This window comes from Pseudomonas sp. BF-R-01, from assembly GCF_019946615.1.
GTDB classification, from domain to species: Bacteria; Pseudomonadota; Gammaproteobacteria; order Pseudomonadales; family Pseudomonadaceae; genus Aquipseudomonas; species Aquipseudomonas migulae.
Map to the genome: position 1 here is coordinate 1 of NZ_JAGYFX010000011.1, position 13,162 is coordinate 13,162.

Sequence of the window (13,162 nt, forward strand, 5' to 3'; positions counted from 1 at the left end):
ATGCACCGCGGTGTGTCAGGCAAACCGCGTCGCATGAATCGCCAGCAAGCCGGCTCCTACAGGGTCAGGTGAGTTCGCCGCAGAGGTCGAGTTCGACCAGTCGGCGCACTTCAGCCGTATCGAGGCCTGCACCCAGCAACCCATGCAGCTTGCCGAACGCCGCTTCACGGGTCATGCCGCCACCGGACAACACACCGACACCACGCAAGCGGCTGCCGGCCTCGTAAACGTCCAGCTCAACGCCACCTTCATGGCACTGCGTCACTGCAACGACCACCACGCCGTTGTCCCGTGCCCGCGAAAGCGCAGCGAGAAACTCGGGGTTGTCGCTCGGCCCGGTTCCGCTGCCGTAGCACTCAAGCACCAGGCCCTGGATGCCGCTGTTCAGCACGCCATCCAGTTGTTCGGCGCCAATGCCGGGGAACAGCGGCAACACAGCGACTTTCGCCAGTTGCTTGCTTTGGTTGTAGCTCAACGCTGCGGGCAGTGACGGGGCCTTCGCTCCGCCGCCTTGACGCTCCAGGCGCTTGAACGGATGCCGACCGAAACTGCGCACCTTCGCGCAGCGGGTTGGCGCCAGCAGCTCGCCGTGGAAGTACAGATGCACACCCGGCGCCAGACCTTGGCCCAAAGCAACCAGAGCACCACCGAGGTTTTCCCAGGCATCGCTGTCGGTCACGCCGGCCGGCAACATCGAACCGGTGAAGCACACCCGCGCATTCAGGCCGAGCAATTGAAAGCTCATGGCCGCCGCGCTGTAGGCGAGGGTGTCGGTGCCGTGCAGGATCAACACGCTGTCGCAGCCCTGAACGTCGACGGCATCGACCACTGCTTCACGCAGTTGCTGCCAATAGGTCGGGGACATGTTGGCGCTATCGATCAGCGGCGACATCTCGCGAAAGCGCCACTGCGGCACCACCAGCTCAGGCTGGCTGTGCAGGTATTCACGCATCCGCGCTTCAAAACCGGAGGCCGGAGCCAGGCCGTGTTCGCTGGCTTGCATGCCGATGGTGCCGCCGGTGTAGAGCACCATGACGTGCTGGGCGGCAGGGTAGGTCGAGGAATTCATGGAGATGCTCCGAGAACGATGAGTTCCTCTGTGGGAGTGAGCCTGCTCGCGATAGCGGTCTATCAGCCAGCATTAATGTCGCCTGACACGCCCTCATCGCGAGCGGGCTCACTCCTACAGGGTTTTTCGCACTTTAACCGATCAGCGTTGCGCTGCGGGTACGCCTTGCGCTTCAGCTTCAGCCTTGGTGGCAACCGCTGGCGGGTTGGCTGGCCAAGCGTTCAGATCCAGGTCCAGGTCCGGGAACTTGCTCGAATCGAACACTGGGGTCTTGATGCCGGCAGCGCGCTGGTCATCGTAGTCACGCAGGATGCGCATGCCGACCTTGAACAGCAGGAACAGCGCGATCAGGTTCACGAACGCGAGCAGGGTCATGGTGATGTCGGCGAACGCGAACACCGTGCCGAGGTTCTCGATCGCACCCCAGAAAATCAACACCAGTACCAGCGCGCGGTAGCCGATCAGCGCCTTGCGGTTTTCACCGATCAGGAAGCGCAGGTTGCTCTCGCCCAAGTAGTAGTTGTAGAGAATCGAGGTGAACACGAACAGCGCCAGTGCCACGGAGATGAACATCCGGCCCCAGTCACCGACCACGGCGGCCAGAGAGTTCTGGGTCAGGGCAATGCCGTCGCCTTCGAAGCCCGGGGTGTAGAAACCCGAAAGCAGGATCAGCAGCGCGGTGCAGGTGCAGATCACGAAGGTATCGAGGAACACGCTGAACGCCTGAACCACGCCTTGTGACACCGGGTGTTCAACCGACGCCACGGCCGCTACGTTCGGTGCACTGCCCAGGCCTGCTTCGTTGGCGAACACGCCACGCTTCACGCCCATGACGATGGCACTGCCGATCAGGCCACCGAAGGCCTGGTCCAGACCGAACGCGCTTTTTACGATGGTCATCAGCATCGCCGGTACGTGGTCGAATTGCAGCACGATCACGTAGATGGTCACGCCGATGTACACCAGGGTTTTCACCGGCACCAACAGGTCAGCGACCTTGGCGATGCGCTTGATCCCGCCGATGAACACCAGGCCCAGCAACACCGCCAGGGCCAGACCGGTCCAGGTGGTGTCGAAGCCGAACGCGTTGTTCAGCGAGTGAGTCACGGCGTGGGATTGCAGGCCGTTGAAGGCAAACCCGAAGGTGATCAGCAGCAGGAACGCCATGATCATGCCCAACCAGCGTTTCTGCAGACCGTGCTGGATGTAATAGGACGGGCCGCCACGGTAAGTGCCGTCGGCGTCGGCGCGTTTGTAGAGCTGGCCGAGGGAGCATTCGAAGAAGCTGCTGGACATGCCGACCAGTGCGGTCACCCACATCCAGAACACCGCACCTGGCCCGCCGAGGGTCACGGCAATGCCGACACCGGCGATGTTGCCCGCACCGACGCGGCCGGCGAGGCTGAGCATCAGGGCCTGGAAGGAGCTGAGTTGACCGGCGCTGCTTTTGAGGCTGTCGCGGAACACCGCGAACATGTGGAAGAAGTGACGCAATTGAACGAAACGCGAGCGGATCGTGAAGTAGCTACCGAGCCCGACAATGAGCACGATCAGTACTTTCCCTGAGAGGAAGTCGTTAATGACTTCGAGCATGGATTATTCCTCGCTGTTTTTTTTGTGTAGGCAAATGCTGGGCGGTCGGAAACATCGCGTTACACCGCTGTGCGCACGGCACAACAGGCGAGGCGAAGGTTCGTCCCGATTTCATATTGCGGGTTTGTTATTAGTTCGGGTTTCGCATGGGTTTGGGCCTCGTTACCGACGACCGCTCACGCGAAGAGGGGCGGCACTATACCGATGACAGTGCCGTCCGTCTGCACGATTGTGGTGCATTCGGTGAAGCGAAGCCTTTGAAACACCCGACGTTACCGGCGCCGGGCTCTTGTAGGAGCGAGCCTGCTCGCGAAAAACGCAAGGACACCACAGGGCATCAGATTAACCGCGTTATCGTTAACGATCTTCGCGAGCAGGCTCGCTCCTACAGGTTCTGGGTTGTTGCAAAAGAGTTAAAAAAAAGGGCCTGGGGAGTAAATCCCCAAGCCCTCAAAAGGTGAGAGGTGTCTAGTCCCTCGACCTGGTGAGCGGTGCTACAAGTAACGCGTCGGTTCAGGCTTTAAGCGGAACCAGACGCGGAGCAATCATGTTTTCCGGGCGCAGGATGTCGGCGAGCATTTCTTCGTCGAGCAAGCCTTCTTCGCGCACCAGTTCCAGCACGCCACGGCCGCTTTCAAGGGCGATACGGGCGATGCGGGTGGCGTTTTTGTAGCCGATGTACGGGTTCAGTGCGGTGACCAGCCCGATCGAGTGCTCGACCAGTTCACGGCAGCGCGCTTCGTTGGCGGTGATGCCGACGATGCAGTGCTCGCGCAGCATGTCCATGGCGCGTTGCAGCAGGCGGATCGAGTCGAGGATCTTGAAAGCGATCAGCGGCTCCATCACGTTCAGTTGCAGTTGGCCGCCTTCGGCTGCCATGGTCAGCGCCAGATCGTTACCGATGACCTGGAACGCAACCTGGTTCACGGCTTCCGGGATCACCGGGTTGACCTTGCCTGGCATGATCGAGCTGCCTGGCTGACGCGCCGGCAGGTTGATCTCGTTGATGCCGGTGCGTGGGCCGCTGGACAGCAGGCGCAGGTCGTTACAGATCTTCGACAGCTTGACCGCGGTACGCTTGAGCATGCCGGAGAACAGCACGAAGGCGCCCATGTCGGATGTGGCTTCGATCAGGTCGGCGGCTGGAACCAGCGGTTGACCGCTGATCAGCGCCAGACGCTGTACGGCCAGGGCCTGATAGCGCGGGTCGGCGTTGATGCCGGTGCCGATCGCGGTGCCGCCCAGGTTCACTTCGGTCAGCAGTTCCGGGGCCAGCGTCTTCAGACGGGCCAGGTCTTCGCCCATCGTGGTGGCGAAAGCACGGAACTCTTGACCCAGGGTCATCGGCACGGCGTCTTGCAGCTGGGTACGACCCATCTTCAGGACGTGGTTGAATTCTTGACCCTTGGCCGCGAATGCCTGAATCAGGCTGTCGAGGCTGGCCAGCAGAGCGTCGTGACCCAGCAGCAGACCCAGGCGGATCGCGGTCGGGTAGGCGTCGTTGGTCGACTGCGCCATGTTCACGTCGTCGTTCGGGTGCAGGTACTGGTATTCGCCTTTCTGGTGACCCATGGCCTCCAGCGCGATGTTGGCGATGACTTCGTTGGCATTCATGTTGGTCGAAGTGCCAGCGCCGCCTTGAATCATGTCCACCACGAACTCTTCGTGGAAGTCGCCGCGGATCAAACGTGCACAGGCTTCGCTGATGGCAGCGTGCTTGGCTTCGCTCAGGTGACCCAACTCACGGTTGGCGTCAGCAGCGGCCTGTTTAACCATGGCCAGGCCGACAACCAGTTTCGGGTAGTGCGAAATCGGAACGCCCGAAAGGCGGAAGTTATTCACCGCTCGCAGGGTCTGGATACCGTAATACGCTTGAGCCGGTACTTCGAGAGCGCCAAGCAGGTCATTTTCTGTGCGGAATGATGCAGCGGAGGACATGATAGAAATCATCTCAATATGGACCCGGTCTGTGCCGGAACACCGCAAATGCTAGGCTTGTAGAGAATTTTCGGCCAATGCTGTTAAACACTGGCCTATGCATATTCGGCATAATGCCCGTGTGACGCCGTGTCTGTGGCGAACGTGTGACCTAATTTGGTGCGTGTCCGGGAGGACTTGATGAATCTGGAAAGCAAATGGCTTGAGGACTTTAGTGCTCTGGCCGCCACCCGCAGCTTCTCCCAGGCTGCCGAACGCCGCTTCGTGACTCAGCCGGCGTTCAGCCGACGGATCCGCAGCCTTGAGGCCGCGCTGGGGCTGCAACTGGTCAATCGTTCGCGCACGCCGATCGAGCTGACGGCGGCGGGGCAGTTGTTCCTCGTCACCGCGCGGACCGTGGTCGAACAGCTCGGCGAAGTGCTGCGTCATCTTCATCACCTGGAGGGCGGGCAGGGTGAAGTGATGCAGGTCGCGGCGGCTCACTCCTTGGCTTTGGGTTTCTTTCCGCGTTGGATCGCGCAATTGCGCAATGAAGGGCTGAACATCGCCACGCGGTTGGTGGCGACCAACGTTGGCGACGCGGTGCATGCCTTGCGCGAAGGCGGTTGCGACTTGATGCTGGCGTTCTACGACCCGGACGCCGCGATGCAGATGGACCCGGAAATTTTCCCGTCGCTGCACCTTGGGCACACGGAAATGTTGCCGGTGTGCGCAGCAGATGCCGACGGCAAGCCGCTGTTCGATCTGGAAGGCGAAGCCAGCGTTCCGTTGCTCGCCTACAGCGCCGGCGCCTTTCTCGGGCGTTCGGTGAACGGCTTGCTGCGCCAGCGTGCGCTGCGGTTTACCACGGTGTATGAAACCGCCATGGCCGACAGCCTGAAAAGCATGGCGCTGGAAGGGTTGGGCATCGCCTGGGTGCCGCAACTGAGTGTGCGTGCCGAACTGGCCCGCGGTGAACTGGTGGTCTGCGGCGGCCCGCAATGGCATGTGCCGCTGGAAATTCGTTTGTACCGCTGCGCGTTGGTGCGCAAGGCCAACGTACGGTTGTTGTGGCGCAAACTCGAAGGCGGCGCCGCCCAGACCCCCACCGGACTGTAGGAGCCGGCTTGCCGGCGATCCAGGCAACGCGGTGTGTCAGTAAAAACCGCGTCGCATTGATCGCCAGCAAGCTGGCTCCTACAAGGGATTGGGGATTGACCTTCAGGTCAATAAAACCGGGGTTTTGCGCCGTATGACAGATGGTCGCATCGGGGGCTGTTTATCTGCTTCATTGAGGTATACTGCGCGGCCTTCGGCCGGTTACGACCGGCCATTTTTCGTACAATCAAGCCACGCATTTTGCGTGGCTTGTTGTTTTTTGACGCGCCTGCGGGCGCCCAGAGAGAAGAGGCACGACGATGAGTGCACTGGTTGGCGTGATCATGGGCTCCAAGTCCGATTGGTCCACCCTTAGCCACACCGCCGATATGCTGGAAAAGCTCGGCATCCCTTACGAGGTGAAAGTGGTCTCTGCCCACCGCACCCCGGACCTGCTGTTCCAGTACGCCGAAGAGGCCGAGGCGCGTGGCATCGAGGTGATCATCGCCGGTGCCGGTGGCGCGGCCCACTTGCCAGGCATGTGTGCGGCCAAGACCCACCTGCCGGTGCTGGGCGTGCCGGTGCAGTCCGCGATGCTCTCGGGCGTCGATTCGCTGCTGTCTATCGTGCAAATGCCAGCAGGCATTCCGGTTGCCACTTTGGCCATCGGCAAGGCCGGCGCGATCAACGCCGCGCTGCTGTCGGCGAGCATCCTCGGCGCCAAGCACCCGCAGTTCCACGAAGTGCTGAAGACTTTCCGCGCTGAGCAGACAGACAGCGTCCTGGACAATCCAGACCCACGCATCGCCTGAGGTTGTTGACGATGAAGATCGGTGTAATCGGTGGCGGCCAGTTGGGTCGCATGTTGGCGCTGGCGGGCACTCCGCTGGGCATGAACTTCGCTTTCCTGGACCCCGCGCCGGATGCTTGCGCAGCCGCGTTGGGCGAACACCTGCGGGCCGATTACGGCGATCAGGATCACCTGCGCCAACTGGCCGATGAAGTCGATCTGGTGACTTTCGAGTTCGAGAGCGTCCCGGCTGAAACCGTGGCGTTCCTGTCGCAATTCGTTCCGGTCTACCCGAGCGCCGAAGCCCTGCGCATCGCCCGTGACCGCTGGTTCGAGAAGAGCATGTTCAAGGACCTGGGGATTCCGACCCCGGCGTTCGCCGACATCCAGTCGCAAGCCGATCTGGACGCCGCCGTGGCCTCCATCGGTCTGCCGGCCGTGCTGAAAACCCGCACCCTGGGTTACGACGGCAAGGGCCAGAAAGTCTTGCGCACTGCTGAAGACGTGGTCGGCACCTTCGCTGAACTGGGCAGCGTTGCCTGCCTGCTGGAAGGCTTCGTGCCGTTCACCGGCGAAGTGTCGCTGATTGCCGTGCGCGCCCGCGATGGCGAAACGAAGTTCTACCCGCTGGTTCACAACACCCACGACAGCGGCATCCTCAAGCTGTCCGTGGCCAGCACCGACCACCCGCTGCAAGCCTTGGCCGAAGACTACTCCAGCCGTGTGCTCAAGCAGTTGAACTACGTTGGCGTGATGGCGTTCGAGTTCTTTGAAGTCGACGGTGGCCTCAAGGCCAACGAGATCGCCCCGCGCGTGCACAACTCCGGGCACTGGACCACTGAAGGCGCCGAGTGCAGCCAGTTCGAAAACCACCTGCGCGCCGTAGCCGGCCTGCCGTTGGGTTCGACCGCCAAGGTCGGCGAGAGCGCGATGCTCAACTTCATCGGTAAAGTGCCGGACACCGAAAAGGTCCTGGCCATCGCCGATTGCCATCTGCATCACTACGGCAAGGCGTTCAAGGTCGGCCGCAAGGTCGGTCACGCCAACCTGCGTTGCGCGGACCGCGAGACGCTGGCGGCACAGATCCTCAAGGTCGAAGCCCTCATCGCCGAATAAATAGTTTCATGTGGCAGCGGCGGAACCATTCAGGGGCCGCCGTTCTCTCATGGCAGGATGCGAAAGTCTGACTAGGCTTCTGCATAGCCACTTACTCAGAGGGAAATGCCATGGGAATTATCGGAACCATCTTTATCGGCTTGATCGTTGGCCTGCTGGCGCGGTTCCTGAAACCGGGCGATGACAGCATGGGCTGGATCATGACCATCCTGCTCGGTATCGGCGGTTCGCTGGCGGCCACTTACGGCGGTCAGGCCCTGGGCATCTACCAGGCCGGCCAAGGCGCGGGCTTCATCGGTGCGCTGGTCGGCGCCGTGGTGTTGCTGGTGATCTACGGCTTGATCAAAAAGAACTGATTCAGGCGACAAAGTCCTCTCGGCTGCGCAGTCCGGGAGGACTAGAATGCTCGGCGACTTATCGTCCTTCCTTTACCGAGCACCTCCATGCGCCGTCTTCTGTTGACTGTCCTTTTACTGGGTTCGGGCCTTGCCCATGCCGGCGAACTGCCGGAAACCGACTGGCTCGAACTGATGCCCAAGTCGGACCAGAAAGCCCTCGAGGCCATGCCCGAAATCGATCACAACTCCCCCGAAGCCAATGGCACCTTTACCGAAAAGGGTGGCATGAAGCAGAGCAAGGGCTTGCCGGCAGTGATGTACTCGACCAAGACCGTGGCGTCGATGAACGACAAGAACATCCGCATCGGTGGTTATCCGGTGCCGCTGGAGTCCGACGCCAAGGGCCGCAGCACGCTGTTCTTCCTCGTGCCGTATCCGGGCGCCTGCATCCACGTGCCGCCACCGCCGCCTAACCAGTTGGTGCTGGTGCGTTATCCGAAAGGGTTGAAGCTCAATGATATCTACACGCCGCTGTGGGTGACCGGCACGTTGAAGATCGAGAAGGTCAACAACGACCTGGCCGATGCAGCGTATGCGCTGGATGCGGCGCAAGTGCGTGTGGTGAAGGAATCGGATTTGTAGGCGGTCAAAACTGTGGGAGCGAGCCTGCTCGCGAAAGCGGTGTGTCAGTTAACATCAATGGTGTCTGACACGACGCATTCGCGAGCAGGCTCGCTCCCACATTTGGTTTTGCGGTGTTGCTTATAGCGGTGCGCTGGCGATGCTTACGCCGAGGGTATGGCTCGCACCCGGCGCCAGCGTCACCACATCATCCATCACATTCGCTGTCTCGATGCACAGCATCCGTTGCCAGCCATCATCGGCCATGTCGCTGAACGCCGCTGCGCGATCAATCCACGGGTTCCAGATCACCGCCGAGCGCGAACCACTGCTGGTCAGCTCGATGCGCCGTTCCCAGGCCGGGTCGACAATGCTCAGCTTCGCCGGGGTATTGAGGTAGATGCGATCGGTCTCGCCGGCAAAACGCAGGTCGCCGGTCTGAGTCTTGGTTTTCCAGTCTTCCAGCGTCTCGATGTACTTCAAGCCATCCAGCCCATCAACATGCACATTGCGCACATCGCTGACCGCGAAATAGCTGTGCAGCGCCTGGCTGATCGTGACTTTTTCCGAGCCCTGGTTGTGGCTGGTCAGGCTGATGTGCAGTTGCTCATCCAGACGAATGCTCAACTTCAAATCCACCTGATGCGGCCAGCCGGGGAAGCCGCCATCGGGGTAGGGCAGGACGAACTCAACCTTCAGGCTTTCACCTTCTGTTTCGATGCCGCCCAGTTCCCAGTCCATCGCCCGTACAAAACCGTGGGCGCTCGGCGGTTCGTTGCTGACGCGCATCGCCTGAACGCTCTGCGGGTTGCGCGCAAGGTTGCCGAACCACGGCCAGCACACCGGCACGCCGGCGCGGATGTTCTTGCCGGTCTTGAACACGGCCTCATCGTTGAGCCAGATCAGCGGCGGTTGGCCGGCCAATTGATAACTGAGGATGTGCGCACCTTGCTGGGCGACCAGCAATTCGGCCTGACCGTGGCGGATGCGCCAGCAGTTCAGTTCATCCAGCTTCACGGCTTCAACGTTGGGCGTGCTCATGGGGCAATTCTCGATCAGGAACAATGACTGCAATGGACCGCAAAACGCTCGCCGTGTTTAACGTGCGCGTGGCGGAACCGAACGGGTGCGACCGCTGCCGTCGATGGCCACGAACACAAACACGGCTTCAGTCACTTTACGCCACTCGCTGGACAGTGGATCGTCGCTCCAGACCTCGACCATCATCTGAATCGAGCTGCGGCCGATTTCCAGTGCCTGGGTATAGAAGGAGAGCTGAGCGCCCACCGCCACCGGAACCAGGAACGCCATACGGTCGATCGCCACGGTCGCCACGCGTCCGCCCGCGACTTTGCTGGCCATTGCGGTGCCGGCCAAATCCATCTGCGCCACCAGCCAGCCGCCGAAAATATCGCCGAAACCGTTGGTTTCACGCGGAAGCGCGGTGATTTGCAGGGCCAGGTCGCCTTGCGGGATTGGATCTTCTTGTTCGAGCTCTATCATTCCGGGGGTGCCTCTGACCCGTGACTCTTCATTGGTACTTCAGGTGAATAGCCGTCTCAGAAAAAACGATTCAGCCCCGAACATACTACGTTCGTCACGTTTTTCGTAAGGCGCCTAAAGGGAAACTCTGCGAAATCGACTGGTAGGCCAGCAGCGTCTTCGCACAGCAACCCTTTCAAACTGTTGCAAGATCCCGAGTATATCGGTCGGTAGACTCCGAGACGACCGTCCGGTTCTCATTTTGACCGTCAAATACGCACCTCTATGTGCTTTTTCGAACAATTTGCTATCGTGCCGGACCTGCCCAAGCCTCCGCCAGCGTTGTTGAGGTTGCAGATCCGACTATAAGAGAAGCCTTGCCATGACCACAGCGCCCTCGAGCATCGCGCAGCCGACCCAGCCCGCACGTCCGTTGACCCGCAATGACTACAAGACTTTATCGCTGTCCGCCCTTGGCGGTGCGCTGGAGTTCTACGACTTCATCATCTTCGTGTTTTTCGCCACGGTGGTCGGCAAGCTGTTCTTCCCGGCCGACATGCCCGAGTGGCTGCGCCTGATGCAGACCTTCGGCATCTTCGCCGCCGGTTACCTGGCGCGTCCGCTGGGCGGCATTGTGATGGCGCACTTCGGCGACCTGCTGGGTCGCAAGAAGATGTTCACCCTGAGTATTTTCATGATGGCGGTGCCGACGCTGATCATGGGTTTGCTGCCGACGTACGCGCAGATCGGCATGTGGGCGCCGATCCTGTTGCTGCTGATGCGCGTGATTCAGGGCGCAGCGATTGGCGGTGAAGTGCCCGGCGCGTGGGTCTTCGTTTCCGAACACGTGCCACAACGGCATATCGGCTACGCCTGCGGCACCCTGACGAGCGGTCTGACGGCGGGGATCCTTCTGGGTTCGCTGGTCGCCACCGCGATCAACAGCATTTACACCCCGGTGGAAGTGTCGGATTACGCCTGGCGGATCCCGTTCCTGCTCGGTGGTGTGTTTGGCCTGTTCTCGGTTTACCTGCGCCGCTGGCTGCACGAAACCCCTGTTTTCGCTGAGCTGCAACTGCGCAAGGCCCTGGCCGAAGAAGTGCCGCTGCGTGCCGTATTGCGTGACCATCGCGGCGCGATCGCGATTTCCATGCTGCTGACCTGGTTGCTGTCCGCCGGCATCATCGTGGTCATCCTGATGACCCCGACCGTGCTGCAGACGGTTTACCACTTCGCACCGACCACCGCGTTGCAGGCCAACAGCCTGGCGATTGTGTTCCTGAGCCTGGGTTGTGTGGCTTCCGGCGCGTTGGCTGACCGCTTCGGCGCGGGCCGGGTGTTCGTGTTCGGCAGTGCCGCGCTGCTGATCAGTTCGTGGACCTTCTATCACAGCCTGTTCAACCACCCGGACTGGCTGTTCCCGATGTATTCCCTGACCGGTCTGTTGGTCGGCACCATTGGTGCGGTGCCGTACGTGATGGTCAAAGCCTTTCCGGCAGTGGTGCGCTTCAGCGGGCTGTCGTTCTCCTACAACCTGGCTTATGCGATTTTTGGTGGCCTGACGCCGATGGTGGTGACGTTGCTGCTGAAGGAGAGCCCGATGGGGCCTGCGTATTACGTGGCGATCATTTGTGGCGTCGGGATTGTGGTCGGCGGTTATCTCTGGAAGAAGGGGCGCTAGTACAGGCCTCATCGCCGGCAAGCCGGCTCCTACAGTTGATCGTTGTCGTTACAACAACCCTTGTAGGAGCCGGCTTGCCGGCGATGAACGATAACGCGGAATCACTTTGAAACACGGAATACTGGCCTTTCATCCAATTGTCATATTTCAGCCATAGAGTGTTCACACGGCCTGCTGATACTTGGCCCCGACTAACACACTCTATCTGCTAGGAGTAAGGCATGAAACTGAAGCGTTTGATGGCGGCAATGACTTTTGTCGCTGCTGGCGTTGCGACTGCCAACGCGTTCGCCGCTGTTGACCCTGCTATCCCGAGCTACACCAAGACCACTGGTGTGTCGGGCAACCTGTCCAGCGTCGGCTCCGATACCCTGGCCAACCTCATGACCCTGTGGGCTGAGAACTACAAAAAAGAATACCCGAACGTAAACATCCAGATTCAGGCCGCTGGCTCCGCCACTGCGCCACCTGCGCTGACTGAAGGCACCTCCAACCTGGGTCCGATGAGCCGCAAGATGAAGGACACCGAACTGGCTGCCTTCGAGCAGAAGTACGGCTACAAGCCAACCGCTATCCCGGTTGCCGTGGACGCCCTGGCCGTCTTCGTTCACAAGGACAACCCGATCCAGCACCTGACCATGGAACAAGTCGACGCGATCTTCTCGTCCACTCGTCTGTGCGGCGCTAAAACTGACGTGAAAACCTGGGGTGACCTGGGTGTGACCGGCGACCTGGCCAACAAGCCGGTTCAACTGTTCGGTCGTAACTCGGTATCCGGCACCTACGGCTACTTCAAAGAAGAAGCCCTGTGCAAAGGCGACTACAAGCCAAACGTCAACGAACAACCAGGCTCGGCTTCGGTCGTGCAGTCGATCAGCTCCTCGCTGAACGGCATCGGTTACTCGGGCATCGGCTACAAGACCGCTAGCGTGAAGACTGTGGCCCTGGCCAAGAAAGGCAGCCAGGACTTCATCGAAGACACCGAAGAAAACGCCCTGAACGGCAAATACCCGCTGTCGCGTTTCCTCTACGTTTACGTCAACAAAGCCCCGAACAAGCCTCTGGCCCCGCTGGAAGCCGAGTTCGTGAAACTGGTTCTGTCCAAACAGGGCCAGGAAGTTGTAGTGAAAGACGGCTACATCCCACTGCCGGCCAAAGTTGCTGCAAAAGCACTGGCTGACCTGGGTCTGCAAGAAGGCGGCGCTGAAGTCGCAAAAAAGTAAAACCCTAGGTCCGGGTTGATCCCGGACCTGTAGGAGCAAAGCTTGCTCGCGAACGCGGTGGGTCAGTCGACATTGATACTGAATGTGACGACCCATTCGCGGGCAAGCCTCGCACCTACAAGGCTCAGGGTTGCCATTTCCGGCGACCCGGCCTCCCCATATTTTTGATCCACTGCCAGTTCCCGCTGGCGGCGGATTTGTTGCGTCACTGCATTGTCATCTTTCTGTCATACA

General features: G+C 60.5%; 12 protein-coding genes. 7 read left to right on the forward strand and 5 right to left on the reverse strand.

What is annotated here, in order from left to right; all coding sequences use genetic code 11:
• Positions 1-64: 64 nt before the first annotated feature.
• The 3 genes from KGB27_RS06835 to aspA all read right to left on the reverse strand — a co-directional run bounded on the left by KGB27_RS06835 (position 65) and on the right by aspA (position 4,600).
• Positions 65-1,069, reverse strand: coding sequence for an asparaginase (locus tag KGB27_RS06835; RefSeq protein WP_223553682.1), 1,005 nt, complete (start codon positions 1,067-1,069; stop codon positions 65-67).
• 141 nt (positions 1,070-1,210) lie between these two features.
• Positions 1,211-2,662: an alanine/glycine:cation symporter family protein gene (locus KGB27_RS06840; protein ID WP_192228179.1), complete on the reverse strand. Its 1,452-nt coding sequence runs from the start codon at positions 2,660-2,662 to the stop codon at positions 1,211-1,213.
• Between the two features lie 513 nt (positions 2,663-3,175).
• Positions 3,176-4,600 carry an aspartate ammonia-lyase gene (gene aspA, locus KGB27_RS06845; RefSeq protein WP_008030715.1) on the reverse strand — a complete coding sequence of 475 codons (1,425 nt, stop codon included), beginning with the start codon at positions 4,598-4,600 and terminating at the stop codon, positions 3,176-3,178.
• 180 nt (positions 4,601-4,780) lie between these two features.
• Here aspA and KGB27_RS06850 point away from each other — a divergent pair, with 180 nt between their 5' ends.
• From KGB27_RS06850 to KGB27_RS06870, 5 genes are all read left to right on the forward strand, one after another.
• Positions 4,781-5,698 (forward strand): LysR substrate-binding domain-containing protein, encoded by a 918-nt coding sequence (locus KGB27_RS06850; RefSeq protein WP_008030714.1) that lies wholly within the window; start codon positions 4,781-4,783, stop codon positions 5,696-5,698.
• 299 nt (positions 5,699-5,997) lie between these two features.
• Positions 5,998-6,489: a 5-(carboxyamino)imidazole ribonucleotide mutase gene (gene purE, locus KGB27_RS06855; protein ID WP_008030713.1), complete on the forward strand. Its 492-nt coding sequence runs from the start codon at positions 5,998-6,000 to the stop codon at positions 6,487-6,489.
• A gap of 11 nt (positions 6,490-6,500) precedes the next feature.
• Positions 6,501-7,583, forward strand: coding sequence for a 5-(carboxyamino)imidazole ribonucleotide synthase (locus tag KGB27_RS06860; RefSeq protein WP_008030711.1), 1,083 nt, complete (start codon positions 6,501-6,503; stop codon positions 7,581-7,583).
• A 110-nt stretch (positions 7,584-7,693) separates the two neighbouring features.
• A complete protein-coding gene (locus KGB27_RS06865) occupies positions 7,694-7,939 on the forward strand; it encodes a GlsB/YeaQ/YmgE family stress response membrane protein (RefSeq protein WP_008030708.1) in 246 nt (81 codons plus the stop codon).
• 87 nt (positions 7,940-8,026) lie between these two features.
• Entirely contained in the window at positions 8,027-8,563 is a 537-nt protein-coding gene (locus tag KGB27_RS06870; RefSeq protein WP_008030706.1) for a DUF3299 domain-containing protein, read from the forward strand.
• A 120-nt stretch (positions 8,564-8,683) separates the two neighbouring features.
• On the opposite strand, the gene KGB27_RS06875 is transcribed toward KGB27_RS06870, so the two are convergent.
• The gene (locus KGB27_RS06875) at positions 8,684-9,583 is read right to left on the reverse strand and encodes a D-hexose-6-phosphate mutarotase (protein ID WP_223553683.1); all 900 of its coding nucleotides are present in this window, start codon (positions 9,581-9,583) and stop codon (positions 8,684-8,686) included.
• Between the two features lie 57 nt (positions 9,584-9,640).
• Complete coding sequence (locus KGB27_RS06880) at positions 9,641-10,045, reverse strand: acyl-CoA thioesterase (RefSeq protein ID WP_007896491.1); 405 nt, start codon at positions 10,043-10,045, stop codon at positions 9,641-9,643.
• 361 nt (positions 10,046-10,406) lie between these two features.
• On the opposite strand from KGB27_RS06880, the gene KGB27_RS06885 reads away from it, so the two are divergent.
• Positions 10,407-11,705 (forward strand): MFS transporter, encoded by a 1,299-nt coding sequence (locus KGB27_RS06885; protein WP_008030702.1) that lies wholly within the window; start codon positions 10,407-10,409, stop codon positions 11,703-11,705.
• A 221-nt stretch (positions 11,706-11,926) separates the two neighbouring features.
• Positions 11,927-12,928, forward strand: a complete 1,002-nt coding sequence (locus KGB27_RS06890; protein ID WP_008038131.1) for a phosphate ABC transporter substrate-binding protein PstS — start codon at positions 11,927-11,929, stop codon at positions 12,926-12,928.
• Positions 12,929-13,162 lie beyond the last annotated feature (234 nt).

Bases quoted from the DNA above. Each gene is read 5' to 3' on its own strand.
- KGB27_RS06835 (WP_223553682.1), bottom strand. From the start codon at position 1,069: ATGAATTCCTCGACCTACCCTGCCGCCCAGCACGTCATGGTGCTCTAC.
- KGB27_RS06840 (WP_192228179.1), bottom strand. From the start codon at position 2,662: ATGCTCGAAGTCATTAACGACTTCCTCTCAGGGAAAGTACTGATCGTG.
- aspA (WP_008030715.1), bottom strand. From the start codon at position 4,600: ATGTCCTCCGCTGCATCATTCCGCACAGAAAATGACCTGCTTGGCGCT.
- KGB27_RS06850 (WP_008030714.1), top strand. From the start codon at position 4,781: ATGAATCTGGAAAGCAAATGGCTTGAGGACTTTAGTGCTCTGGCCGCC.
- purE (WP_008030713.1), top strand. From the start codon at position 5,998: ATGAGTGCACTGGTTGGCGTGATCATGGGCTCCAAGTCCGATTGGTCC.
- KGB27_RS06860 (WP_008030711.1), top strand. From the start codon at position 6,501: ATGAAGATCGGTGTAATCGGTGGCGGCCAGTTGGGTCGCATGTTGGCG.
- KGB27_RS06865 (WP_008030708.1), top strand. From the start codon at position 7,694: ATGGGAATTATCGGAACCATCTTTATCGGCTTGATCGTTGGCCTGCTG.
- KGB27_RS06870 (WP_008030706.1), top strand. From the start codon at position 8,027: ATGCGCCGTCTTCTGTTGACTGTCCTTTTACTGGGTTCGGGCCTTGCC.
- KGB27_RS06875 (WP_223553683.1), bottom strand. From the start codon at position 9,583: ATGAGCACGCCCAACGTTGAAGCCGTGAAGCTGGATGAACTGAACTGC.
- KGB27_RS06880 (WP_007896491.1), bottom strand. From the start codon at position 10,045: ATGATAGAGCTCGAACAAGAAGATCCAATCCCGCAAGGCGACCTGGCC.
- KGB27_RS06885 (WP_008030702.1), top strand. From the start codon at position 10,407: ATGACCACAGCGCCCTCGAGCATCGCGCAGCCGACCCAGCCCGCACGT.
- KGB27_RS06890 (WP_008038131.1), top strand. From the start codon at position 11,927: ATGAAACTGAAGCGTTTGATGGCGGCAATGACTTTTGTCGCTGCTGGC.